Source organism: Corynebacterium sp. 22-2729, assembly GCF_053479475.1.
Genome location: NZ_JBRBCA010000015.1, coordinates 15,232 through 39,548, shown reverse-complemented (window position 1 = coordinate 39,548; position 24,317 = coordinate 15,232). Strand labels below are relative to the sequence as shown.

22 protein-coding genes are annotated in these 24,317 nt (G+C 59.0%); 3 read left to right on the top strand and 19 right to left on the bottom strand.

Annotated features, from left to right (window positions below; all coding sequences use genetic code 11):
• Positions 1–173: 173 nt before the first annotated feature.
• Complete coding sequence (locus tag ACUY2T_RS09845) at positions 174–932, top strand: RDD family protein (RefSeq protein WP_293790962.1); 759 nt, start codon at positions 174–176, stop codon at positions 930–932.
• Positions 933–965: 33 nt separating this feature from the next.
• Positions 966–1,910: an AEC family transporter gene (locus ACUY2T_RS09840; RefSeq protein WP_293790961.1), complete on the top strand. Its 945-nt coding sequence runs from the start codon at positions 966–968 to the stop codon at positions 1,908–1,910.
• Here the strand turns inward: ACUY2T_RS09840 and ACUY2T_RS09835 are convergent.
• From ACUY2T_RS09835 to ACUY2T_RS09755, 17 genes are all read right to left on the bottom strand, one after another.
• Positions 1,907–2,395, bottom strand: a complete 489-nt coding sequence (locus ACUY2T_RS09835) for a CD225/dispanin family protein (RefSeq protein ID WP_293790960.1) — start codon at positions 2,393–2,395, stop codon at positions 1,907–1,909. The two genes, ACUY2T_RS09840 and ACUY2T_RS09835, sit on opposite strands and share 4 nt — an antisense overlap.
• A gap of 93 nt (positions 2,396–2,488) precedes the next feature.
• On the bottom strand, positions 2,489–2,917 hold the full coding sequence (locus ACUY2T_RS09830) for a DUF2752 domain-containing protein (RefSeq protein ID WP_448308436.1): 429 nt from the start codon (positions 2,915–2,917) through the stop codon (positions 2,489–2,491).
• Complete coding sequence (locus ACUY2T_RS09825) at positions 2,908–4,101, bottom strand: acetyl-CoA C-acetyltransferase (RefSeq protein WP_448308435.1); 1,194 nt, start codon at positions 4,099–4,101, stop codon at positions 2,908–2,910. The genes ACUY2T_RS09830 and ACUY2T_RS09825 overlap by 10 nt, the downstream gene beginning before the upstream one ends.
• Positions 4,102–4,207: 106 nt before the next feature.
• Positions 4,208–4,849, bottom strand: coding sequence for a CoA transferase subunit B (locus ACUY2T_RS09820; RefSeq protein WP_448308434.1), 642 nt, complete (start codon positions 4,847–4,849; stop codon positions 4,208–4,210).
• Entirely contained in the window at positions 4,846–5,622 is a 777-nt protein-coding gene (locus ACUY2T_RS09815) for a CoA transferase subunit A (RefSeq protein WP_448308433.1), read from the bottom strand. The genes ACUY2T_RS09820 and ACUY2T_RS09815 overlap by 4 nt, the downstream gene beginning before the upstream one ends.
• Positions 5,623–5,669: 47 nt before the next feature.
• Complete coding sequence (locus ACUY2T_RS09810) at positions 5,670–7,364, bottom strand: AMP-binding protein (protein WP_448308432.1); 1,695 nt, start codon at positions 7,362–7,364, stop codon at positions 5,670–5,672.
• Between the two features lie 78 nt (positions 7,365–7,442).
• A complete protein-coding gene (locus ACUY2T_RS09805; protein ID WP_448308431.1) occupies positions 7,443–8,342 on the bottom strand; it encodes an HpcH/HpaI aldolase/citrate lyase family protein in 900 nt (299 codons plus the stop codon).
• Complete coding sequence (locus tag ACUY2T_RS09800; protein ID WP_293790953.1) at positions 8,335–8,838, bottom strand: MaoC family dehydratase; 504 nt, start codon at positions 8,836–8,838, stop codon at positions 8,335–8,337. The genes ACUY2T_RS09805 and ACUY2T_RS09800 overlap by 8 nt, the downstream gene beginning before the upstream one ends.
• A gap of 73 nt (positions 8,839–8,911) precedes the next feature.
• A complete protein-coding gene (locus tag ACUY2T_RS09795; RefSeq protein WP_293790952.1) occupies positions 8,912–10,081 on the bottom strand; it encodes an acyl-CoA dehydrogenase family protein in 1,170 nt (389 codons plus the stop codon).
• 70 nt (positions 10,082–10,151) lie between these two features.
• Positions 10,152–12,251 carry an ATP-binding protein gene (locus tag ACUY2T_RS09790; RefSeq protein ID WP_448308430.1) on the bottom strand — a complete coding sequence of 700 codons (2,100 nt, stop codon included), beginning with the start codon at positions 12,249–12,251 and terminating at the stop codon, positions 10,152–10,154.
• 63 nt (positions 12,252–12,314) lie between these two features.
• Positions 12,315–13,886, bottom strand: coding sequence for a carboxyl transferase domain-containing protein (locus ACUY2T_RS09785; protein WP_434828445.1), 1,572 nt, complete (start codon positions 13,884–13,886; stop codon positions 12,315–12,317).
• Between the two features lie 218 nt (positions 13,887–14,104).
• Complete coding sequence (locus ACUY2T_RS09780) at positions 14,105–14,719, bottom strand: TetR family transcriptional regulator (protein ID WP_434828424.1); 615 nt, start codon at positions 14,717–14,719, stop codon at positions 14,105–14,107.
• 58 nt (positions 14,720–14,777) lie between these two features.
• The gene (locus tag ACUY2T_RS09775; RefSeq protein ID WP_448308429.1) at positions 14,778–15,677 is read right to left on the bottom strand and encodes a hypothetical protein; all 900 of its coding nucleotides are present in this window, start codon (positions 15,675–15,677) and stop codon (positions 14,778–14,780) included.
• Between the two features lie 7 nt (positions 15,678–15,684).
• Entirely contained in the window at positions 15,685–16,428 is a 744-nt protein-coding gene (locus ACUY2T_RS09770) for a hypothetical protein (RefSeq protein ID WP_448308428.1), read from the bottom strand.
• A gap of 34 nt (positions 16,429–16,462) precedes the next feature.
• Positions 16,463–18,055, bottom strand: coding sequence for a bifunctional phosphoribosylaminoimidazolecarboxamide formyltransferase/IMP cyclohydrolase (purH, locus tag ACUY2T_RS09765; protein ID WP_448308427.1), 1,593 nt, complete (start codon positions 18,053–18,055; stop codon positions 16,463–16,465).
• On the bottom strand, positions 18,048–18,635 hold the full coding sequence (gene purN, locus ACUY2T_RS09760; RefSeq protein WP_293791037.1) for a phosphoribosylglycinamide formyltransferase: 588 nt from the start codon (positions 18,633–18,635) through the stop codon (positions 18,048–18,050). Before purN ends, purH begins: the two co-directional genes overlap by 8 nt.
• The gene (locus ACUY2T_RS09755) at positions 18,577–20,331 is read right to left on the bottom strand and encodes a cell division protein PerM (protein WP_448308426.1); all 1,755 of its coding nucleotides are present in this window, start codon (positions 20,329–20,331) and stop codon (positions 18,577–18,579) included. The genes purN and ACUY2T_RS09755 overlap by 59 nt, the downstream gene beginning before the upstream one ends.
• Positions 20,332–20,766: 435 nt before the next feature.
• On the opposite strand from ACUY2T_RS09755, the gene ACUY2T_RS09750 reads away from it, so the two are divergent.
• The gene (locus tag ACUY2T_RS09750; protein WP_448308425.1) at positions 20,767–21,534 is read left to right on the top strand and encodes a M23 family metallopeptidase; all 768 of its coding nucleotides are present in this window, start codon (positions 20,767–20,769) and stop codon (positions 21,532–21,534) included.
• Between the two features lie 162 nt (positions 21,535–21,696).
• On the opposite strand, the gene ACUY2T_RS09745 is transcribed toward ACUY2T_RS09750, so the two are convergent.
• Complete coding sequence (locus ACUY2T_RS09745; RefSeq protein WP_448308424.1) at positions 21,697–22,500, bottom strand: SGNH/GDSL hydrolase family protein; 804 nt, start codon at positions 22,498–22,500, stop codon at positions 21,697–21,699.
• Between the two features lie 57 nt (positions 22,501–22,557).
• A complete protein-coding gene (locus ACUY2T_RS09740; RefSeq protein ID WP_448308423.1) occupies positions 22,558–24,258 on the bottom strand; it encodes an AMP-binding protein in 1,701 nt (566 codons plus the stop codon).
• Positions 24,259–24,317: the final 59 nt, after the last annotated feature.

The following is a 24,317-nucleotide window of genomic DNA, read 5'->3' as shown; positions in this document are numbered from 1 at the left end:
ATATTTTCCGCCAAGATGCGGTCTTCCACGAGACGGACCACACGGTCCTTGGCATCCTGGTCAAATTTTCTTGGCATATTCCAGATTTTCCCATCTACTCAAACGGAACAAAACCTGGGACACTTCAAGAGCACACTCGTGCACGTACTGAGAAACAGTGAGGATGTCTGCCGTTGAGCAACAACTACCCCAATAACTCCAACCCGAATGGCGATCTGCCGAACTTCAACGATTACCCCGGAGGCAATGCCGGCGAGTCGAATCCCTTCAATCAGGGAAATCCCTACGAGCAAGCCGGCTCCTATGATCAGAGTGTTGGCAACGGCTACGGCGGAAATAATTACGGCGCAGTAAATAACAATCAATACGGTGCCCCTGCCTTCCCTAACGCTCCGGCCTTCAACGATGCTCCGGGGAACGCCCCGCTTCTTGGCAATGGTCGTCCCGGCGCTTGGAAGCGTTTCCTGGGGCTATTCCTCGACAGCTTGCTGATTCTGATCCCTGCTATCATCTTGGTGCTTGTCATTGGCGGCCAGGACTTTATGGATTGGGTCGAGGCGAGTTCCTCAGCTAACCCCGGTGAAACGCCAAGCGTCCCCTACCCCACTGCGAAGATGGCAATCGCTAATGTGCTCACGGCAATCCTTTGGTTTGTTTACCGTGTCTTCATGGAGTCCAAGAAGGGTGGCACTCTCGGCAAGATGGCTATCGGAGCCCGCGTGGTCTCTGCCAATGGTCAGAACATCACCCCAATTGACTCGATGAAGCGGAACTCCTGGTACTTCCTCACCGTGATTTTCAACTTCATTCCTACTGTTGGCTCCTTCCTATTGCTCGCCGTCTACATCGCCGTCGGCGTCAGCATCGGTACCAATTCTCAGAAGCAGTCGTTCACCGACAAACTTGCTAATGCCTACGTAGTGAACAAGTAGCTTCTAGCCAGTCCACTCCCGTATCTAAAACGAATGCTCAACGTCCTCTCCGGCTTTGCCGTCGTCATCTTCGTCATCGCGATCGGCTTCGGAGTAGGGCGTCTTCGTCTCTTAGGCCCCAATGCGGTCTACACCCTCAACATGTTCGTGTTCTGGATCGCGCTGCCCTGCACGCTGATCACGTTCATGTCCAAAACGGACATCGCCCAGCTTTTCGGGCCGAATTTGTTGGTTGTGGCGCTGTCCACCCTCACCACGGGCTTTATGGCCTTTTTGGGCTATCGTTGGCTCACTAGGCGTTCCACCGAGGATTCCATCATCGCGATGCTCGCCTGCACCTACTGCAACGGCTCAAACCTCGGCATCCCCCTGGCCGCCCACTTGATGGACGATCCCACCCTTACCCTCCCCGTCATCCTCTTCCAGGTCGGATTCTACGGCCCGCTGAGCGTGCTTGCGCTGGACATGCGCACGGGCAAGCAGACCACCAGCTTCGTCCGCTCCACTGTGCTGACGATCCTGAAGAACCCACTCATCATCGGCGCCGTAATCGGAATCGTCATCTCGCTGCTGCAGCACAACACGGGCTTCATTCTGCCCGGCATCATCGCCGACCCAATGGGAATCATTGCAGACGCGACTGTCGGCTGTGCCCTCATTGCCTTTGGCATGTCGATGGCGGAGGTTCGCGTACTCCAACCTGGTCTATCGCCCCGTTGTTCTGTGTGGGCGGCGTCGCTGGTCAAAACTGTCGTGCACCCCGCCATCGCCACGTTCTACGGCGTTTTTCTTTGTGACGCCTCGTCTCAGTTGCTTCTGGCCATGGTGCTCCTGGCCGCCCTCCCGACCGGACAGAACGTCTTTACCTATGCGCAGCGCTTCGGCGTCAATAAAGTACTAGCGCGAGACACCGCGGTGGTTTCCACGGGTCTCGCGCTACCGGTGATGGCGCTCATAATGATGTTGCTAAGAGTCTAGATGTCGCTAAGGCTGAGTCCTAGAAAACCCGCAAAGATAACGAAGTAGACGATGAAACCCACGGCGAAGACGCATGCTGATGCGAGAGCCAGGTTTCTCGCAGTGTCGGAGGCACTTTGTGCGCCTGCATAGTCCCCACGGAGCCAGCGGCTTTCCACTTGGGAGGAAAAGTAGATTCCAACTGCCCCCAACGGTAGGCAGCAAATGATAGTGGCCAAAATCGTTGCCCACATCCAGTTATCGGGTGGAGTTCGTCCCACTCCCGGCTGGTATGCCTGCCCCAGTTGCGCTCCATAACCAGCTGACTGGTTCTGGTAGCCGCTGTACCCGCCATTCTGGTAACCACTGTTCTGGTAACCGCCATAGCTGGAAGATTGGTCAGGGGAGGGAGTCTGGTTATACCCACTGTTGTACGGATAAACCTGCTTGTCCTCTAGTCCAAACGGGTCTTCATTGGAAGGCCCCTGGTCATAGGGATTGGTCATTGGTGTCCTTAGTTTTTCGCACTTTGGGTTCTCAAGTGACGCTATCTTCCTAGCACACCCATACTACGAGCAAAGCCTAAAGGCTGTAGGAACCTACACTCGAAGTTCCAAAAATGGCGAAAACGGCAGTATGCGAGCTATAAACCACAGCCCTATCACCACCCCTACGACCAGAGGTGCGTGTCGATAGTGTTCCCAATTGGGTATGTGCTTCCCCCAGGCTCGCCCGATCCAGACTAACCAGCTCCACACGAGGAGGAATAGTCCGAGTACCCCAACGGCGTTATAGCGCAGCGCCGCGCCGAAGTCTCCCTGTACCAGCGCCTGGATCATGCGCATCGAGCCGCAGCCCGGGCAGTTGAATCCGAAAAGCGCTTTCGTGGGGCATTCCGGGATGAACCCGCCCGGGGTCTGCGGGTCAGCTGCGGCAATGGCGCAGCACGCGCAGACGGCTGCCGCACCAACTGCTAAGGGCAGCAGCTTGGAGAAAGCCCCGCCGCTCTTAAGCCGGCTTAGCGCCACAGCAGCAGAGCGTCACCCTGGCCGCCACCGCCACACAGAGAAACGGCGGCCTTGCCGGAGCCGCGGCGCTTCAGCTCGTGCGCTGCGTGTACCACCAGGCGTGCGCCGGAGGCACCGATGGGGTGCCCCAGGGAAATGCCGCCGCCGTGGATGTTGGTCTTGTCCAGCGGGTAGTCCAGGTCCTTGATGGACTGTGCAACCACGGAGGCGAATGCCTCATTGATCTCCAGGAAGTCCAGGTCGCCAGCCTCCCAGCCGGCCTTCTTCAGCGCTGCAGCGGTGGCCTGCGACGGTTGGGAGTGCAGCTTAGTGTCCGGGCCGGCAGTCTGTCCGTACTCCCCCAGGGTGGCCAGGATATCCAGCCCCTTGGTCTCAGCGTTTTCGCGGGTGGTCAGCACCACGGCCGCAGCACCATCGGAAATCTGGGAGGCAGAAGCAGCGGTGATCGTACCGTCCTTCACGAAGGCCGGGCGCAGCTTCGCTAGCCCCTCGGCTGTGGTGCCGGGGCGGATGCCCTCATCGGCGGTAACGGTTACGGTTTCCTTGCGGCCCTTCACCTCGATCGGAACGATCTCCTCGGCAAAGATGCCCTCGTTGGTGGCAGCCTCGGCGAGCTGGTGAGAGCGGGCTGCAATCTCGTCCTGCTCCTCGCGGGTGATGCCACGCTCAGCGTTACCCTCGTCGGTCTCAAGGCCCATGGCCGTACCCTCGTTCGGGTCAGACAGACCATCGCGCTCCAGGGAATCCTGCAACGCCAGGGAGCCATAGCCCTTACCTGCTCGCACGCCTGCGGCGATGTGCGGGGCGTTGGTCATGGACTCCTGACCACCGGCGACGACGATGCTGGCATCGCCCAGGCGGATCAGACGGGAAGCATTAATAACGGCATCCAGGCCGGACAGGCACACCTTGTTCACAGTCATGGCCGGAACGTTCATCGGAATACCCGCCGCCACAGCGGACTGCTTCGCCGGGTTCTGCCCGGAACCTGCCTGTACGACCTGTCCCATCAGTACGTAATCCACGTCTCCCGCTGCCACACCGGAGCGCTCCAATACGGCCTTGATGGTCTCTGCACCCAGATCAACCGAGCTCTTCTTCGCCAGCGCACCGAGCATGCGTCCCTGCGGGGTACGTGCTGCACCTACAACGACAATATCCTTAGGGTCTTCCTGCAAGGTCATCTGATAAATCCTAACTTTCGAAACTAGTGGCGTCATCGCTTAAAAAGCCTGCGTTGTGCCCTCAAGTATGGCACGAACGACCGCTCAGCGAAGCCGATTGGTTGGTCTAACTCAGGGCCGTTGTAAACGGAACTGCGGTCTTTTCTTCTACCTCTTCTGTGGTGACGCCAGGTGCCAGCTCCACGAGCTTCAGGCCATCGTCGTCACGATCAAATACGGCCAGATCCGTAATGATGCGATCTACCACTCCAAGCCCGGTAGTGGGCAGAGTGAGTTCCTTGATGAGCTTCGGTTCGCCGGTTTTGGTGGTGTGGTCCATCAACACGATCACCCGGCGCGCACCAACGACCAGATCCATAGCACCGCCCATGCCTTTGACCATTTTGCCGGGCACCATCCAATTGGCGATGTCGCCGCGGGCGTTGACCTCCATGGCGCCCAGGATGGCGACGTCAATCTTGCCCGCGCGGATCATGCCAAAACTTAAGGCAGAGTCGAAGTAGCTAGTGCCGGGCAGAGCTGTGACGGTTTCCTTACCTGCATTGATGAGATCCGGGTCAGCCTGACCGGCTTCCGGGTACGGGCCGATTCCCAGCATGCCGTTTTCCGATTGCAGAGATACAGTCACGCCTTCTGGCACATAGTTGGGTACGAGCGTGGGCATACCGATGCCCAGGTTTACATACTGGCCGTCTTCGAGTTCTTGGGCGGCACGGGCGGCCATTTCCTGGCGGGTCCAGCCGGTCATCGTACGGTCTCCTTTTCGATCATCTTGTCGTCTGCCTGTTCTGGGGTCAGCTTCACAATGCGGTGGACGAAAACACCCGGCAGGTGGATATCGTCTGGGGCAAGTTCTCCGACTTCCACAACTTTTTCGGCCTCCACAATGCAGATCTTGCCGCTCATGGCGGCCAGGGGGTTGAAGTTGCGGGCGGTCTTGGAAAAGCGCAGATTGCCATCCTTATCTGCGATTGCGGCCCGAACCAGGCCGAAGTCGGCGCGGATAGCGGTTTCCAGCACATAGTCCTCGCCGTCGATGGTGCGGGTTTCCTTCGCAGGCGAGGCCACCTGCACCTTCGTCTTGTCGTTGGCGTCGTACTTCCATGGCATCCCACCGTCGGCAACAAGCGTGCCCACGCCGGTGCGGGTGAAGAAGGCGCCAATGCCGGATCCGCCTGCACGTAGCCGCTCCGCCAGGGTGCCTTGCGGAGTGAGCTCCACCTCTAGTTCGCCGTCCAAGTACTGGCGGGCGAACTCCTTGTTCTCCCCCACGTAGCTGGCCACAATGCGGCGCAACTGATGGTTAGCCAGCAGCAGCCCCAGGCCTCGACCATCAAGGCCGGCGTTGTTGCTTACGGCCTCCAGGTCTTTCACATTGGATCGGCTTAGCTCTTCGAGGAGGACTTGCGGGATTCCGCATACTCCGAATCCGCCGACGGCCAGGGTGGCGCCGTCTGGGATATCAGCAATTGCCTCCGCGGCGGTACGCAGTTTTGAATGATGTGCCGCTGTAGTGCTCACGGTTGCTTCCTTTCTGTGTATCTGTGTGGATCTGTTGGTGGGACGGCTTACTTCTGGTAGATGCCGAGGATCTCGACAGCCTGTTCGCGCAGCTCAACCTTGCGAACCTTGCCCGACAGGGTCATGGGGAAGGAATCAACGCACTGGACGTACTTGGGGATCTTGTGCCGGGTCAGCTCACCGTCGCAGAACTCGCGGACAGCTTCCTTGTCCAGCGGTACGGTATCCTCCCGCATGATGATGAAGGCCATTAGTTCCTCGCCGTACTTCTCGTCTGGCACGCCCACGACCTGCACATCGGAGATATCCGGGTGGGTCATCAGAAACTCCTCGATTTCGCGCGGGTAAAGGTTTTCTCCGCCGCGAATCACCATGTCCTTCGCCCGACCCGTAATACGGGCATAGCCTTCCTCGTCCATCGTTCCGAGGTCACCAGAGTGCATCCAGCCGTCCTCATCAATCGCATCTGCAGTCTTACCGGGCATGTCCCAGTAACCCTGCATCACCAGGAAGCCACGGATCAGAATCTCGCCCTGTTCGCCGCGCTTAACGGTCTCCCCGGTCTCCGGGTCAACAATTTTTACTTCGATGTGCGGATTGGGGCGTCCAACAGTACCCACACGCTTTTCAATCGGGTCGTCTACCACTGTCTGGTGATTCACCGGGGAGGTCTCCGTCATGCCATAGGCGATGGTGATTTCATTGATATTCATGATGTCCATCACCTGCCGCATCGTGCGGGTAGGGCAGGCAGTTCCGGACATGATGCCGGTGCGCAGGCTAGATAGGTCGTAGGTCTTCCCCTTGGCCTTGGCGTGTTCAATCTCATCCAGCTCCGCCATAAACATCGTGGGAACGCCGAAAAGGCTGGTGGCCTTGCCGTGCTCCACTGCCTCCAACACGGATTGGGGGTTAAACACTGGGCCCGCGATGATGGTCGTCGCACCGTGTGTAATGGCACCGAGGTTGCCCATCACCATGCCGAAGCAGTGGAAGAAAGGTACGGGGATGACGACCTTGTCGCGGTCTGTGTATTGGAGGGTCTCCCCCACCAGGTAACCATTGTTCAAAATGTTGCGGTGGGTCAGCGTCGCCCCCTTGGCCATACCGGTCGTGCCGGAGGTGTACTGGATATTAATGGGATCATCCGGGTGCAGCTGTTCGCGAACTGGGTTGAGGTCCAAGATGGCGTGGTTAGCTAGCTCGTCCCAACGTTCCGAACCAAAGAAGATCGTTTCCTTGTAATTGTGGCGGCTGAACTGGCTCTCTGCTGCATCAATCATCGCCCGGTAATTCGAGTCCTTGAAGCGACCGGCGGAGAACAGTCCTTTTACTCCCGACTGCCCCATGGCATAGACCAATTCCTTGTGGCGGTAGGAGGGGTTAATGCACACCAGGATTGCGCCGATCTCAGCGGTGGCGAACTGCACCAGAGTCCATTCCCAGCGGTTGGGAGCCCAAATGCCGATACGATCGCCCTTGCGGTAACCAGCTGCGTGCAGCCCAGAGGCCAGACGTTGAACCTTGCGATAGAACTCCGTGTAGGTCAGATGCACATCACCGTAGAAGTCAATGACCGCATCGTGCTCTGGATACTCGGCCACAATGCGGGCTAGACACTGCCCAATGGTCTCGTCCAGCAGATCGACGTCAGTGCGGCCAACCTGGTGCGATAGTGTGGGGTCTAGATCCGCCGGATCGGAAATCACAATCGGACGGTCGTTGCGAATCGGAAGTGTCATGGATATCAACCTTTTCGTGCGAAAGGAATCTCGCTGAAGAGTTGTGAGAAGGGGAATAGAGAAAACTGGCGGAAGAAGCTAGTGGAGTCTGGCGGCAATGATTTCCGCTTGGCGGAGCAAAGGTGCGTCGATCATCTGGCCATCCAGAGCGAAGGCCCCGGTGTTCTTGGCCGCGCCTTCAATGACGCGGCGCGCCCACGTGGCCTGTTCCTCGGTTGGGGCATAGGCCTCGCGAATAACGGGCACCAGGCCAGGGTGAATGGACACGGTGGCGGTAAAGCCGCTGGCAGCTGCGTCGATGGCTTCGGCGCTGGCACCTTTAGTGTCCGTCGTATCTGCGTGAATCGAATCCAGCGCGACGATGCCAGCCGCCGCCGCGTGCGTGAGCACCAGCGCACGGGTGAGGCGCGGTACTTCGCGGTAACCACCTGGATGGCCTGATGGGCCACCTCCCGGGGTGGGAACCTCGTCGGCACTGTAGCGCGAGCTTGTCCCGCCCAGCGCAGCAGTCAGATCCTCGGCACCCCAAAACAGAGCCACGACCTGCGGGTCTGCCGCGATTTCCGGGAGGTTCACCACTCCCCTGGGGGTTTCGATCAACGCAATCACTCGAAAGTCAGCAGGCAGCGGACGGTCGTTGGAGTTGGCGTCACCAAGAGAGAAACCGCACTCTACCTTCGGCACCATCACGGTTCGATACGGCGAATCGACGACGGCGGCGAGGTCCTCGGCGAAATCCGGCGAGTCCACTGCGTTGATGCGAACGATCGTGCGTTCCGGGTCGAGGTCTGCATGCTGAACGTTCTTCCTGGCTTCTGCTCGGTTCTCGGCGCGACAACCGTCTTCGAGGTCGAGAATCACCATGTCTGAACGATCCGCGGCCTTTGCAAAACGCTCGGGTCGGTCGGCAGGGGCGAACAAAAGCGCAGGTCCCTTTGGCAGCCAAGAGTTCGGCTGGGGAGTTCTCGAACTAACCATTGCTGGGCTCCTCCCCACCCGGTGCGCATTGCATCAGTGTCTTGCGTGTGGCTTTGCAGACGATGGTGCCATCCTGGTTGCGCCCGATGTGTTCGAGTTCCACGATGCCCTGCCCGGGTCGTGACTTCGAAAGCCGTTTGCCCACGCAGCGCGTTTCGGCGTAGAGAGTGTCTCCGTGGAACATGGGGGCCGGGAAGGAAATCTCGCTGAATCCCAGGTTGGCCACAATCGTGCCGAGGGAAAGTTGGCTCACTGATAGCCCCACTACCGTCGACAAGGTGAACATGGAGTTCACCAGTCGCTCTCCGCGGAAGCCGTCCTGGGCGGCAGCCCACGCTGCGTCGATGTGCAGCGGCTGGGTATTCATGGTCATGGTGGTGAACAGCGTGTTATCCGCCTCGGTGACGGTGCGCCCGGGTTGGTGCCGGTACACCACGCCCTCGGCGAACTCCTCGAACCACAGGCCGCGCTGCACAACCTCTTTTTCTTCGCTCATTGTTGCAGGTCTCCTTAGTTTTCTTTGTGACGCCTCGTCGGTATCCGACGTGCTTAGGGGGGTGAAGCGCGGCCTATACGCCGAGAGCGCGGGCGATAAGCATTTGCTGTACCTCGGTGGTTCCCTCGCCTACCTCGAGGATCTTGGAATCGCGGTAGTGGCGAGCAACGCGATATTCGTTCATGAATCCATAGCCGCCGTGGATCTGAGTGGCATCACGGGCGTTATCCATGGCTGCCTCAGAAGCAACCATTTTCGCGATGGAGGCTTCTTTACTGAAGTTCAGGCCTGCGGCCATCTTCGCCGCCGCGGCATACCAGGCTTGGCGGGCGGTCCAGGCGCGAGCCTCCATGCGGGCAATCTTGAAGCTGATGGCTTGGTACTCGGAGATGGGCTTGCCAAAGCTGGTGCGCTCCTTCGCATAGCGCACGCATTCATCCACACAGCCCTGCGCAGCACCGGTGGCCAGGGCGGCGATGGCGATGCGGCCTTCGTTGAGGATAGAGAGGAAGTAGGCGAATCCGCGGCCACGCTCGCCGACCAGGTTCTCCTCGGGTACGCGGACATTATCGAAGGTAAGCGGATGAGTATCGGAGGCATTCCAGCCGACCTTGTTGTACGAGGGCTCGGCGGTAAAGCCCGGTGTGCCGGTCGGCACGATGATGGCGGAGATTTCCTTCTTGCCATTGTCACGCTGGCCGGTCACACAGGTGGCCGTGACCAGGGAGGTGATGTCCGTGCCAGAGTTGGTGATGAACTGCTTCGATCCATTGATCACCCACTCGTTGCCGTCAAGCTTGGCGGTCGTTTTGGTTCCACCGGCATCGGAACCAGCCTCAGGTTCGGTCAAGCCGAAGCCTGCCAGGTTCTTGCCCGCCACCAGGTTCGGCAGGAAGGTCTCCTTCTGCTCGTCGCTGCCGAAGCGGTAGATCGGCATGATTCCCAGGGAAACTCCGGCCTCCAGGGTGATGGCGACGGACTGATCCACACGAGCCAGCTCCTCCAATGCCACGCCGAGGGCCATGTAGTCACCGCCCATGCCTCCGTATTCCTCGGAGATTGGCAGGCCGAAGAGACCCATCTCGCCCATCTGGCGGACGACATCATAGGGGAAGGTGTGGTCGCGGTCGTGCTGGGCGGCCACGGGGTCGACTACGGAGTTGGCGAAGTCCTCCACGCTGGCGCGCAGTTCGTGCAGTTCGTCGGAGAGGTAGGGGTTGCGGTCCTTGGTGCTTTGGCTCATTGTTCTCCTCTTTCTGTGGGTTTTTGGTGTGCTTGTGTTTTGTGAACTGTTGAATGTGCTTAGCTGCTGGCTAATCGGACGCGTCGTTCGCAGAAATGACTTCCGCCAGGACTTCTCCAGTGCCGACCTTCTGGCCAACCTCAGCGCTGACCTTGACTTTTCCGCCGCGAGGCGCTGCCAGAGTGTGTTCCATCTTCATGGCCTCAATCACGATTACGGGTTGGCCTTCGGTGACCTCATCGCCATCGGCGACTTCCACTGCGATAACGGTGCCGGGCATGGGGCTGAGGATGTCCGGCGAATCCTGAGTGCTGGCCTCTGCGTCGTGCGCTGTGCCGGAGAACACCTCCACCACGTGGGTGCCGTTCGGTCCAGTGATGCTGCCGTGTCTTCCGGCACTCCATTTCTCAGCAGGCGCGCCGTCGATGGACAGCCGCCATTCGTTGTGCGTGGCCTGCGGGTCGGCAACGACCTGAATGCTGCGAGTTTCCGAAGCCGGTGCTTCGTCTTCCCCCTCATCGCTGACCAATGGAGTGAGCCGTATCGTCCACGCGTCGCCTTCGTATTCGGCACGTGCCTCAACCGGCGCGCTTACCCCGCCTGGATCGGCAAGCACCAAGCGCAAAGGTGCTCGCTTCCCAGCGCCGCGCCACCCGTCGCACGCGGTCCAGGCACTGCCGAGGATGGGTTCCGAGGTCGTTCCTTGTGACGCCCCTTCGTCTCCCCCACCTAGCGCGCCCGCCAGGTGGAGCACGGCAACGGCGAGAGTGTCCACGGGGACTGCGCGAGGTTGGAAGTCCTCGACGATGGAGTCCAGCAAGCCGGTGTGCAGGTCTCCAGCGATAACCTCCGGGCGGGTGACCAGGAAGCGGTTGAAGTCAATATTGGTCGTCAGACCTTCAATGCGGGTGTGGGCCAGCGCCTGGTCGAGGCGTTGAAGGGCAGCCTCGCGCGTCTCAGCGTGGGAAATGATTTTCGCCAACATTGGGTCGTAGTCAGAACTGACTTCTTGGCCTTCTACTACACCGGCGTCCACACGTACCCCGTTCCCACCCGGCCAAGACAGTCCCGTGATCATTCCTCCGGTGGGCAGGAACCCGGCGGCTGCGTCCTCAGCATAAACACGCGCTTCTACGGAATGGCCGTTGAGCTGCACGTCGTCCTGTGAGATGGGCAGAGCGTCCCCGCGCGCCACACGGATCTGCCATTCCACCAGGTCGCGACCAGTGACCATTTCGGTGACCGGGTGCTCGACCTGAAGGCGGGTGTTCATCTCCATAAAGAAGAAGCGTTCTGGTTGTTTGGCCGAGACGATGAACTCCACCGTGCCCGCACCGCGGTAACCGCAGGATCGGGCGGCATCGCAGGCAGCCTCGCCGATCTCCTGCCGAGTTTTTTCGTCCAGCAGTGCAGAGGGTGCTTCCTCAATGACCTTTTGATGGCGACGCTGTAGAGAGCATTCACGTTCACCCAGGTGAATCACATTGCCGTGGGAGTCAGCGACGATCTGCACCTCGATGTGGCGCGGAGTATCTACGAAATGCTCCAAGAACAACGTGTCGTCGCCGAAGGAGCTTGCGGCCTCGCGGCGGGCGGAGACCAGCGCGCTGGCCAGCTTCTCCGGCTCCTCCACCAGGTGCATTCCCTTGCCGCCACCACCAGCGGAGGGTTTGATGAGCACGGGGAAGCCAACGGATTCAGAAGCGTCGATGATCTCCTGGTCCGTTAGATTTGGCCGGGAGATTCCGGGAACGGTGGGCACGTCGCGGGATTCGACGGTCGCGCGGGCGGTGATTTTGTCACCCATTGTCTCGATGGCGCTGGCCGGTGGACCAATGAAGATGATTTCCTCATCTTCACAGCGCTTGGCGAAAGCCGCGTTTTCCGAGAGGAATCCGTAACCGGGGTGGATAGCGCCGGCGCCGGCCGCCTTCGCGGCGTCAATAACCTTGTCAATCTTGAGGTAGGACTCGGCAGCGGCGGCAGGACCTAGGCGCACAGCCTTGTCTGCAGCGTGGACGTGCGGTGCTGCGGAGTCGGCATCGGAGTAGACGGCCACGGCCTTAAGCCCCATGCGGTGCACGGTGCGGATCACGCGCAGGGCGATCTCACCGCGGTTGGCGACCAGCACCGTATCGAACGGGCCGGTGGTAGCAGTTGTTTTACTCACGGCAGTTTCTCTTTTCTGTGGGTGCGTTGCGTTGGTGGGCTGCGTTGAAAGGATTTGAACGCCTTACATGCGGAATACGCCGAAACCGGTTTCCTCGCGCGGAGCTTGAGCGCAGATATCGAGGGCCATGGCGAGCGTGCGGCGTGTGTCCGCAGGATCGATCACTCCGTCATCCCACAGTCGTGCTGTGGAGTACCAGCAGGTGGATTTCTCGTCGAACATCTCGCGAATTGGCGCTTCGAAGGCCTCTTGTGCCTCGGCAGACCACTCCTCGCCCCGGCGCTCAATCTGCGCACGTCGGACGGTAGAAAGTGTCATGGCTGCCTGTGGTCCGCCCATCACTGCGATACGCGCATTCGGCCACATCCACAGGAATCGCGGCGAATACGCTCGGCCGCACATGGAGTAATTGCCAGCGCCGAAAGCCGCACCAGTGACAACGGTGAGCTTGGGCACCGATGCGGTAGCCACGGCGTTAACCATCTTCGCCCCGTGCTTGGCGATGCCGCCTTCTTCGTATTGACGCCCCACCATAAAGCCGGTGGTGTTTTGCAAGAAGATGATGGGAATGTTGCGCTGCTCGCAAAGTTCGATGAAGTGTGCGCCCTTCATGGCGGCCTCGGCAAAGATGATGCCGTTATTGGCGATCACTCCGACCTGGTGGCCTTCCAGCCGCGCAAAGGTCGTGATGATGCTGTTGCCATATTCGCTTTTGAACTCCGAGAGGCTGCCCTCGTCGCACAGCGTTTCGATGACCTCATGCGCGTCATAGGGAATCTTCGGATCGGTGGGCACGATGTCGTAAAGATCCTCCTGCGGGCGCGGAGCCGGCACGGGGGCACTGCGCTTCCAGGGAGTCGGCTTGGATTCTGGCAGAGTTTCGACGATCCCACGCATGATCCGCAGTGCGTCTTCATCATCGGCGGCCAGGTGATCCGTCACCCCGGAAATACGGGAATGCATTGCTCCACCACCGAGTTCTTCCGGGGTGACATCCTCGCCGGTCGCAGCCTTCACCAGTGGAGGGCCAGCCAAGAAGATCGTGCCCTGGTTTTCCACGATGATCGTCTCGTCACTCATGGCAGGAACATAGGCACCGCCTGCGGTACAGGAACCCATCACAGCAGATAGTTGTGGAATCCCTTTCGCTGACAGGTTCGCCTGGTTGAAGAAGATACGGCCGAAGTGATTGCGGTCCGGGAATACATCGTCTTGCTGCAACAACATCGCGCCACCGGAATCCACGAGGTAGATACATGGCAGGTGGTTTTGCTCTGCGATCTCCTGGGCGCGGAGGTGCTTCTTGACCGTCATCGGGTAGTAGGTACCGCCGGAGACGGTGGCGTCATTAGCGGCGATAAGGCACAGGCGACCGTGTACAAGCCCGACTCCCGCGATGATGCCCGCGGCTGGGGCTTTGCCGTCGTACATCTCCTCGGCGGCAAGCGGCGCGATTTCCAGGAAGGGACTGCCGGGATCCAGGAGTAAGCGAATGCGCTCGCGTGGCAGTAGCTTGCCACGATCCGTGTGGCGCTTGCGAGCTCTCTCCCCTCCGCCGGCTTGGGCACGAGCTAGGCGCTCACGCAGTTCGTTGACAAGTTCGCGGTGGCTCGGGATTCCGCGTGGCTCGGTCAGATCTGCGGCTGCCGGGGCGGTTGAGTTGGCAGTAGTGGTTTCCACGTGTGCAGCTCCTTGAAAGGTGGCGGGATTGTGATGAGAGCGCTTGTCCACACTCCCCACATTCAGTTACAAGCGATTAACTAACTTGTTGACGCCACTGTATGTGAGCTACAACACTTTGGCTAGGGAATCTAAAAAGTTTCTGCCAGTGAACTACCCCCGTATGGTGGGGTTTATTCCAACCCGACTGCCGCGCGAGCCGCAGCTAGCATCTGTCGCCGCGCCAGCGCGGTAGACGCCCATCCGCGAATAACCTCAGAAGAATTAATCATGCCCACCACCAACTGCGCCGTGATGCGCCCCGCCTCTCCCCGATAATGCGAGTCCATCTTCGCCAAGGCCTCCGCAAAGAGCTTGAGATAGCTTCCCTGGACTGAGCGCACACGCCCCCGTCCCGCTTCCCCCATTCGAAAAAGTTCGCGGTTATGCAGGCGAATTAGCTCTGGTTGCGACAGCGCGAAGTCCACCTGAAAGTCGATTAGCACCGCCAAGCGCTCCCGCGGATCGGTCAAGCCATCAACAATTTTCTGCGCCTCCGAGAGCATGTGTTCCGAGATGCCTGTCATTAGCTCGGTCAGGATCTCCTCTTTACCCGAAAAATGCCGGTACACAGCCGGCCCGGAGATCCCGACCGCTTCCCCCACCTCTTCCAGACTCGTGCCATGAAAGCCCTTGTTCGCCATGATCCTCGCAGCAGCACGCAGAAGCTCCACTCGGCGACGTTCCTTCGCCGCTGCGCGTGCAGATAAGCCTTCGGTGTTGGGTTCGGCAAGATAATGAGAGCTCATAACCCCGACCTTACCGGTTAAGAAACATTAACCGAAAGAATTGGTTTTTCTATGCCGCCTAGCATGCCGCTGCCGGCAGATCATCCACCCTCGATTGCAGAAACTCCGCCGCTGCTGTCAGCTCGGCTTGCCCCGCCTCGTAGCTCCCGTCTGGGCTTTCCACCGCAATCGCTACGGCCACGTATCCCTTACCGTCAGACTTTGGAATCAAGCCAAACTGGCGCACCCCATAGCCGCCGGATGAGGACGGCCCCCAGCCTCCCTTGAAAATCGCCCCAGGGATCGTCCCCAGACCGTATCCACCACCGTTAACAATATTCCCCATGGCAGCGACCACTGGTTCTGCTCCCCGAATGCAGCGCAGATGAGAAGCGAATTCAGCCTGGTCACTCAACGACCAATCACTCTGTCCAAAAGAGCTGAAGCCCGGGCGCACGACCTGTGACTCCACCCGCGCGGTGCTACTCCCCTCTTTAATCACGCCTGAGGTTGCTGCAGCCGCCTGCTCCGGCGTACCTAGCGCACCCCAGAGTTCTTCCGCCGCCGCATTATCGGAGTTCTGAATCGCCTGCTTCGCAGTAGCTTCCATTCCTGGAGAGTGCCGAAGAGCCGCAATTGCAATCGGCACTTTCATGGTTGACCACGGTGCAACTGCTGTCTGCCCCGCCCCTTTCACCCCAGCAACGGCTATCGCCGCACTTCCGTCATAGCTCAGCTCCCCACCTGGGTTCTTCTGCGAATGTTTAGGCTCGTCAGGTTTGGGTTTATCTTCAGATACCGTCGGCCGTGGCGAACGCTCCGCCGTCGATTCGTCCTGATTGTCTGAAGTGCTGACGGCGGACGACGTGGCGTCATCGCTCTCCACATCACCAATCGTGCAACCAGCAACCGCCGTGCCGACAAAAGCCAGTGCAACGGCGAGCAGTGAGGAGCGAGACTTCCGGACTGGCTCCCTCATGCGGAACCTATGCAATGTAGACGATGGCATCATTGCCCCCGGTGCATGTCACATACTGGCCGTTATCCTTACAGCTCATGGTGTAAGTCTCGCCGGTCACCGTCGAGTACGCCTTTACTGTGCCGTTGGTTTCATCCGTATCCAGGTAGTGCTCAACGAATGCATCGCGCACCGCGCGTGCGAAGGGCTTAGACGTAATGTCGCTACCGGTGTAGACGTTATTGAAGTCCCCGCCTGGCTTGTCCTGCTCGGCGGACTGGTTGGCCGGAACTGCGCCGGAAGGCAGCTTCGGACGGGTGGGCCGGGAGTCCTCGCTCTCCGACTCCAAGGTCTCATCCTGCGAGGAGCTTTCCTCCTCTGCAGTGTCAGAATTGTCGCTGCTGGTGTCTTCGCTATTGCCGTTGGTACTGGTGCTTCCGCCGTCGGCGTTCTGCGACTGGGAGGTGCCTCCGCCGGAACCTCCGTTACCCTTCCCATTGTCATCGCCGAACCAGCCGAAGTAGTAGGCGGCCCCTAGGATCAATGCAATGGCCAGGATTGCAGCCAGAATGATCCCCAGAATGGGCAGGAATTTACTGTCACCGTCGGAGTCCTCATAGGGGTACTCCGAGTAGGCGGGCTGCTGCTGTGGGTTCTGCCACTGCTGCCACTGGTTCTGTCCTTGCGCACCCATATTGCGGTGATACTGCGGTGGCTCCGGCCGGGACGGATAGTCGCCGCTGCCAGGATGTGTGGGGTGCTCATTAGACATACGTTCGTAAAACTCCTGCGCTCAAGCGTGTTTTCTAGTGCGCGAAGTGACGCTCACCGGTGAGGTACATGGTGACGCCTGCCTTCTCCGCTGCCTCGATAACCTCAGCGTCTCGAACCGAGCCACCGGGCTGTACGACTGCACGCACGCCCGCCTCAGCCAGCACTTCAAAACCGTCGGCGAAGGGGAAGAAAGCATCCGAGGCTGCGACCGCACCCTCAGCGCGCTTCTCGTCGCCAGCCAGGGAGTTAGCGCGCTCGACAGCCAGTTTGGCTGCGTCGACGCGGTTCACCTGGCCCATGCCCACGCCCACGGTGGCGTCATCCTTGGCTAGCAGGATCGCGTTCGACTTCACCGCGCGCACGGTGCGCCAAGCGAACTCCAGCTCGCGCAGAGTTTCCTCATCGGCTGCTTCGCCAGCGGCCAGAGTCCAGTTGCTCGGGTCGTCTCCCTTTGCATCGATCGCATCAACCTGCTGAACCAGCAAGCCGCCGGAGATCTCGCGGCCCTGCAGCTCCGGCTCCTCGTTCGGTGCCTCGGCCTGCAGGATGCGGATGTTCTTCTTCTGCGAGAGGATCTCCACAGCACCGTCTTCGTAGCCCGGCGCGATGATGACCTCGGTGAAGATCTCGGCCACCTGCTGAGCCATTTCAACGCTCACCTCGCGGTTCACTGCGATCACGCCGCCAAAGGCGGACATTGGGTCGCATGCGTGTGCCTTCTTGTGCGCATCGGCGATGGATTCATCGGATACGGCGATACCACACGGATTGGCATGCTTGATGATGGCTACGGTCGGACGCTTGTGATCCCACGCTGCACGCCAGGCGGCATCCGCATCGGTGTAGTTGTTGTAGCTCATCTCCTTGCCGTGGAACTGCTTGGCGCCAGCCAGACCGGTGCCGTCGGAGTACAGTGCGGCTGCCTGGTGCGGGTTCTCGCCATAGCGCAGCACATTGGCGCGCTTGTAAGAAGCGCCGATCCACTCGGGGAACTGCTCGCCGTCGGCGGTCTGCTCCCCCATCCACGATGCCACGGCCACGTCATAAGCGGCAGTGTGGCGGAACGCATCCACGGCCAGGTCGGTACGCTGCGCGCGGGTAAATCCGCCGGCGTTGGCAGCGGCCACGACATCCTCGTAACGGGAAGGATCTACCACCACGGCCACGGACGGGTGGTTCTTCGCAGCGGCACGCACCATGGACGGGCCGCCGATGTCGATCTGCTCCACGCAATCATCGAAGCCCGCCCCGGAGGCTACGGTCTCGGTGAACGGGTACAGGTTTACAACTACGAGCTGGAAAGCCTCGATACCTAGATCTTCAAGTTGCTTGAGGTGATCTTCCTTGCGGGTATCGGCCAGGATGCCAGCGTGCACGCGCGGGTGCAGGGTCTTGACCCGTCCTTCCAGCACCTCCGGGAAGCCGGTGAGGGTTTCTACCTCGGTCACTGGCACGCCAGCGTCGGCGATCTTCTTCGCAGTCGAGCCAGTGGAGACGATGTCGACTCCCGCGGCGTGCAGTCCCTTGGCCAGCTCTTCGAGGCCGGTCTTGTCGTACACACTGATCAGTGCACGACGGATTTCCTTCTTATCGCTGCCGTTGGTTGCTGCAGTGCCGTCACTCATTGTTTTCGTTCCTGGCCTTTCGTCCCTCATGTGAAATCTCGTGCAGCACCTCTACTAAGAGTGCGCGCTCCACCTTTTTAATTCTTTCATGCAAGCTGTCGACTGTGTCGTCGCGCGCGACCTCCACCGCCTTTTGAGCGATGATCGGACCCGTGTCCACTCCACTATCTACTACATGAACTGTAGACCCGGTGACTCGAACACCATAACTTAATGCGTCCTCCACCGCGTGCGCTCCGGGGAAAGCCGGCAGAAGCGCCGGATGTGTGTTGATGATCTTCCCTGTGAAGCGCTCCACCACCTGTGGGCCAAGGATGCGCATGAAACCCGCGCTCACCACGAGGTCTGGTTCATAGCTGGAAATTTTGTCGGCCAGATCTTCGTTCCATTGTTCGCGATCAGTCTGCTTCGGCACGTACTCGACCAGGAAATGCTCGATTCCTGCGCGCTCGGCACGGTCGAGAGCCTCGCACTGCCGGTCACTGCCCACCGCGAGGATTTCTACCTTGTCGCGATCGACGTTATCGATCACGCTCTGCAGAAGTGTCCCCGTCCCGCTCGCCAGAATCACTATCTTCATCTGCTTCGTCATCCTCTGTATCCGTATCCTCGTCCGCTTCTTGGTCCGCTTTTTCGTCCGTTTTCTCTTCTTGCTCTTTTACTTGATCTTCTTGTTGGTCTTCCTGCTTTTTCTTCGTGACGCCCCCATCATTCCCGTTTTCCGGTTCCTCCGTAGGGGCGTCGTCCTCAGCAGCTTCAGCATCCTCGGCTTCCTCGGCTTCCTCGGCAGTTTCGACTTCTTGAGCATCTTCAGACTCTGCGGCAGACACCATCTCCGCCTCCGGAATGTCCTCAATAACGGTCGCACCTCGGCGCGCCATAAAGAACATCATCACAGCCGCGGGCACCAACAACCAGGCTGCGAGTTCCACAGCAAAGAGCCACTCAACAGCTCCCGCCCGCCCATACACGCCGAGCTCACCGCCGGCTAGCCAGGAAACGCAGAAGCCAATCAACCCGGAAAATGCACCCGCCCCGACTGCTTGGAGCAACGGAGCCTCGACATAGCTTCGCCCGCGCAAGAAGTTGTAGACACATCCCACAGCTACACAAGCAGGCACAGCCAGCAGCATTGGACCAAACGGAATCTGATCATTTGGGATAGCCGCGAGGATCGGCAGCGGGGGAAGGTTGACATTGTTCGCGGTAAACAAGCTCACCGCGCCGTTTCCTACATGAAACTCTCCACCGAGTAAGACCGCAATCGCGCCGATCACGACGTTGGGTACATACAAAAGGGCAACAAAGCTAAGGCCAATAACACCCATCGTGGATGAGGTGATGTCATACGCCTCGCTGAAAGCCTTCAAGTTCGTCAGAAGGTATATCAGCGCCACAGCCAGCCCCGCGGCGCTCATCCACTTGAGGAACTTCTGTGCCAGCAGCATTGATTCCACTGGCCAAGTAGACCAGCCACGGCGAAGCAGCAGTGCTCGCCATACGCGTGCCCGCATACCTATAACAATGGCTGCGCCATTGACAAGTGCAGTAGAGATTAACGCCACCAGCAGATTTGGCGGAGTCACATCGAATACGCGCGAGGCATCCCACAGCATTAACCATGCGATGCACGTAAGCACGAGGGGAATCAACAAGCTTAGGGTTGTGAATACGCGAAGCCCACGAACACTAATGGAGTTTCCAAGTACCGTCGTCGCGCGTTTCGCATGTCCCCACACCAACAACAACGCAGGCAGCAGGGGCACAAATCCTAACTTCGCACCCGCCATTTCCACCGGCGCGAGATTAAACGCCATCCACATCGATGCAATACTTGCCGGAACTTTGGCAAAGCCGGTACCGATGCCGATGAGAATGGCAATAATGACGATGACGCCCAGAGTCACAGCATGATTAATCAGCAGCTGAGGTCCAAAACGTTTGACGTGGGGCTTCCATTTCGACCACCAGCTCCCCAGAGCGGCTTTAACGCCACCACGCGACGTGGAGGCAGAGCTGGAGGAAGAAGTAGAGGTAGCCTTCACAACCTTGCTTTTAGAGGCAAGCCGGCCATCTACCGGGGTTCCCTTTGCCTGATCAGCGGCCACGAAGCGCTCATGCCCCGTGTTACTGGAACCTCCCTGGATTCCTTTGATCCTGGCTGCGTCACTACCGGACGAAGTTCGCCGGGTACGGCTCACACCTGGGCGTCGCGAAGACGATGATCGGCGGGATCCGGGGCGTTGGGCAGCAGAATCTTTACTCACCCGTCCCATTGTGCCTAAGAGGAATAGGTATCTGGCGGACTGACCCACCCGTTAGTCGTCGCTTCTTCTCTTCACCCACGCCATACTTAATCTTCTACTTGAGGGTTTGGAGGTAGCGTGCGGAAGATCACTAACATCGAAGAACACGTGAAGAAGCGACAGAAAAACGTCTGGAACAGCGGGAATGAATCATCGATCAATATCACTTCAGATCACACCACCCCCGCAATGTAACCAAAGCGTTATTTTTCGTGAATTTAGTTGCCGCAACGTTGCTCAACCGATAGTGTTACGTTCCGTTGATAACAAAGTGGTTACAAAATGCTTGCGCGAAGGCATCGAGGATCCGCCGAGGATCCGCTAGACAACGCCATAGCCCAGCAGACAGAGCCGCATTTGACAGTTGCTAAGAAACACCGAATAAGTCGAAGGGTTACAAGGACAGTGCAAAACACTACCGAGGCGAACCGTACCGGTGCCCACCGCAAGCAGGATCACAGCGCGAAGCGTCGCTTTGCGCTCGTAGCAGTCGCGACGACGGCCGTCACGACCGCTGGCGCTGCTGGTGCCGCCGCTGGTGCTTCCCAGAGCTCTGACGACGACATCGCACTGGCTTCTGAGAACACCACTCTTCTCGCCCAGGGTGAAGGCACCGGCGCTCAGGGCTCTGCAGTCACCGCCGACGGTGCAGACGCAACGGCTGCCGAAGCCCCGCAGATCCTCGAGGTTCCGCAGGCCAAGCCGGTCTCCGACCTCTCCCAGCAGCTTAATTCCGCCCTGCGCTTTGCCAAGGAGCGCACGGAGGCTGACCTGGCTGCTCGTATGCCTGAGTTTGCAAAGCCAGCCGAGGGCACTTTCACTTCCGGCTTCGGCCCACGCTGGGGTTCTTTCCACCAGGGCATCGATATTGCTAACGCCGTCGGCACCGCCATCCGCGCTGTTCACGACGGCACCGTTATCGACTCCGGCCCGGCATCCGGCTTCGGTAACTGGATTCGCATTAAGCACGATGACGGCACCATTACCGTTTACGGCCACATGGCCACTTTGGACGTCAAGGTTGGCGACCGTGTAACCAGCGGTCAGAAGATTGCTGGCATGGGTTCCCTGGGCTTCTCCACTGGCTCCCACCTACACTTCGAGGTTCACCCGAACGGTGGCGACGCCGTTGACCCGAAGCCATGGCTGGCTGAGCGCGGTATTCAGCTTTAAACCACCGAGCGTCCTAAAGGCTCTAGCGTTAAAGCCTTCAAAAGGGCCTGACTCCGATACCGCATCGGAGTCAGGCCCTTAAGTTATTTAATTGGTCCCCCGGGTTGCTTTCCCGGGGTGCTCCCCTTGGGGTGTTGGGGTGTCCCCTAGGAGAGGTACAGCTTATTGCAGAGCAGCGCCGATCTGCTTCGCCGCGTTGGTTACACCATCATTGGACATGTGCAGGGTCAGGTTGTAGCGCGGAGTCTGGTTGTCGAAGACACCAGCAACCCATGCCTTTCCACCTGGCTGGCAGGTGTCGTGGCCACGCGTGGAGCGGTGCAGATCAACGAATACGCCGCCGTTACGCTTTGCCGCGTCGTGCGCCTGACGCCAAAGCTGGCGTTCAGCTTCCTTCACGATCGGGAACGGGGCTTCAATCGGTGGCAAACCGTGGGGACGGATGAGGCAGAGACCTGCACGGTCGTTCGTCAGGTGTGGGTAGCTAACGAACTGGATGCGGGCGCCGGGAGCAACGCGCTTGATCTTCCTAGCGATGCGATCGTAGGAACGAGCCGCTGCGCGATTGTCGATCGGGGAAAGGGTGCGGTAGGTGTCGTTGGCGCCGACCATGATCGGCACGTTGCGCGTATTGCGGTTCAGCTTGCCATCTCGAATAGCTTGATCCACGCGAGCCTCCAGTGGCTCACGCCCCAAGTACAGTTCCTTGCCGTTGCAGGAGTAGTCGTCAATATGAGCTCCTGTCAGACGTTGCAGCTCGGTGGCAACGCGGAACTTACCGTGGATGCACTTGCGCTTCCCGCTTCGCTTAGCGTCCAAGATCTGGTTGAGGGTCGTGTTGGCAAAGTAGGAATCACCGATCAAAACGGTGTTGCCCGGTGCAGCCTGCGCAGCAGGGGCAAGCCCCATGACGGATCCAGCCGCGACAACTGCCGCGGTCAGAATACGTGCAATTTTCTTCATCATTTTCTCCAGTGAGTGTTTAAAGGCCGTGTCTAGCCTATCGATATTGGTTCAAAAATGTTAGGTGTTAGGAAGCATTGCTGGCATGACCTTACCAGTTGGGTTGCGAGGAAGCTCATCCAGGAAGGTCACTTCTCGGGGAACGGAATGCTCCGCAAGATTATCCCTGACCCATTCCTGCACAGACTCCTTGGTCAGCTCCTCACCTTCCGGGTTGTCGTCACGCACAATCCAGACGGCCATGCGCTTAAAACTCTCCTCGTCGTCTACCCCCTTGGCAAAGAGATCCTTCACGCCGGGCATCGGCGCCAGTACTTCTTCCACACTGCGTGGGTAGACATTTTCACCGCCGACGATGATCATGTCATCAGCTCGGCCGAGGACAAACAAGCGCCCCTCTTCATCGAGGTACCCGCGGTCGCCAATCTCCAACAAGCCATGCTTGATCTTCATTTGATCGCGGGTGTGCGCGTAGCGACGCATAGTCATGGTTCCACGGGCATAGATTCGTCCCGGAGTGTTCGGAGGCAGCACATTGCCTTCATCATCCAGAATCTTTATGCGCACGCCACGCACCGGTCGCCCAGCCAAGGATGGGTTTTCCGCAAGTTCTTCCTTCTTAGCGATAGCAACGACGCTGTTTTCCGTGGAGCCGTAGAAGTTACACACCACCGGCCCGAATTGCTTGTGCAGGCCACGGAGCAGATCTTCATGCATGGCATTTCCGGAAGACACGATGAACTCCAACGATGAGGCATCGTAGTTACCGTTCTGCGCGACCTTTAGCTGCTCCTTGATGAAGATAGGCGAGGTGATAATGCCGTTAACCCCGTAACGCTCAACATCCTCCATAGCCTGAACAGGATCGAATACTCGGCGGAAAACCACCGTCGCACGGTGAGCGAAGATCAGGTTAAGGTTCGCCCAGCCCCACGAGTGGAACATAGAAGCAGTCTGTTGAATCATCATTTCCGCACGCCACGGAATCCACGTCACAAGGTCCGCCAGGGGTGTCGGAATAGGCGGTTCCCGGTGCACAACAGCCTTAGGTGTGCCCGAAGTGCCGGAGCTCATAATGGTGATAAAGCCACGTTTCGGGATGGTAGGAAGTTTTTCCTCGGCTTCAGAAGGCGCGCGGTCGATGACCTGCTGAAAGGTCTCCCATTCCGGGTTTGGCGCCTGCGGATTTTGCAGGTCTGCCGCGTACCCAATGATCACCTTTGCACGGGAATAATCTGCAGGCAGCCGGTCTGCGAATTCCTCATCGATGATGATGGTGTGAACATTCAGTTCTTCCATGCTTTTTTGCAGCTGGACCGAGCTGGAAGCAGTATTAAGCAGGCAAATATCTGCCCCAATAAAGCCCTTTGCAACTAGCGCGTAGACAACTACGCGGGAATTGCGTGCCATCACCGCAATGTTTTTCCCCGGCCCCAACCCCATGCGCTGCAGCGCGCGGGCGAAAGCAAGCGCCTCAGTTCGAACTTCCGCATAGGTGCGCTCACCAATGTCATCGATGATGGCCGTTCGCTCCGGAGCTGCTTCTGCTGCATACCACGCCTGACGCGCAGCGGTGAAGCCATAACGGGCGATACTTTCCACCAGCTTTGCTTTACCTTTAACTCCGCCGCCCCTAACGACCACGCCCGATCGCAGCGCGGTCCCCAGGCCAGTGGCAATCGCATGAGTCTCAGCCCATGCAGCCTCGCCGAAATGCTTAAGGTTGTGCAATTTTGAGGTGATCGATTGGTTTTCTGACATACATACCCTTCTTTGTTTCCGCTAAATCCAACGAGGAGACGCATAGTTACGTTACATAA

What these genes read in the sequence shown, in the direction of transcription:
- ACUY2T_RS09840 (WP_293790961.1), top strand. Translation starts at nt 966, where the DNA reads ATGCTCAACGTCCTCTCCGGCTTTGCCGTCGTCATCTTCGTCATCGCG.
- ACUY2T_RS09835 (WP_293790960.1), bottom strand. Translation starts at nt 2,395, where the DNA reads ATGACCAATCCCTATGACCAGGGGCCTTCCAATGAAGACCCGTTTGGA.
- ACUY2T_RS09825 (WP_448308435.1), bottom strand. Translation starts at nt 4,101, where the DNA reads ATGACCTTGCAGGAAGACCCTAAGGATATTGTCGTTGTAGGTGCAGCA.
- ACUY2T_RS09820 (WP_448308434.1), bottom strand. Translation starts at nt 4,849, where the DNA reads ATGACCGGCTGGACCCGCCAGGAAATGGCCGCCCGTGCCGCCCAAGAA.
- ACUY2T_RS09810 (WP_448308432.1), bottom strand. Translation starts at nt 7,364, where the DNA reads ATGACACTTCCGATTCGCAACGACCGTCCGATTGTGATTTCCGATCCG.
- ACUY2T_RS09805 (WP_448308431.1), bottom strand. Translation starts at nt 8,342, where the DNA reads ATGGTTAGTTCGAGAACTCCCCAGCCGAACTCTTGGCTGCCAAAGGGA.
- ACUY2T_RS09800 (WP_293790953.1), bottom strand. Translation starts at nt 8,838, where the DNA reads ATGAGCGAAGAAAAAGAGGTTGTGCAGCGCGGCCTGTGGTTCGAGGAG.
- ACUY2T_RS09795 (WP_293790952.1), bottom strand. Translation starts at nt 10,081, where the DNA reads ATGAGCCAAAGCACCAAGGACCGCAACCCCTACCTCTCCGACGAACTG.
- ACUY2T_RS09780 (WP_434828424.1), bottom strand. Translation starts at nt 14,719, where the DNA reads ATGAGCTCTCATTATCTTGCCGAACCCAACACCGAAGGCTTATCTGCA.
- ACUY2T_RS09775 (WP_448308429.1), bottom strand. Translation starts at nt 15,677, where the DNA reads ATGAGGGAGCCAGTCCGGAAGTCTCGCTCCTCACTGCTCGCCGTTGCA.
- ACUY2T_RS09770 (WP_448308428.1), bottom strand. Translation starts at nt 16,428, where the DNA reads ATGTCTAATGAGCACCCCACACATCCTGGCAGCGGCGACTATCCGTCC.
- purH (WP_448308427.1), bottom strand. Translation starts at nt 18,055, where the DNA reads ATGAGTGACGGCACTGCAGCAACCAACGGCAGCGATAAGAAGGAAATC.
- purN (WP_293791037.1), bottom strand. Translation starts at nt 18,635, where the DNA reads ATGAAGATAGTGATTCTGGCGAGCGGGACGGGGACACTTCTGCAGAGC.
- ACUY2T_RS09755 (WP_448308426.1), bottom strand. Translation starts at nt 20,331, where the DNA reads ATGGGACGGGTGAGTAAAGATTCTGCTGCCCAACGCCCCGGATCCCGC.
- ACUY2T_RS09745 (WP_448308424.1), bottom strand. Translation starts at nt 22,500, where the DNA reads ATGATGAAGAAAATTGCACGTATTCTGACCGCGGCAGTTGTCGCGGCT.
- ACUY2T_RS09740 (WP_448308423.1), bottom strand. Translation starts at nt 24,258, where the DNA reads ATGTCAGAAAACCAATCGATCACCTCAAAATTGCACAACCTTAAGCAT.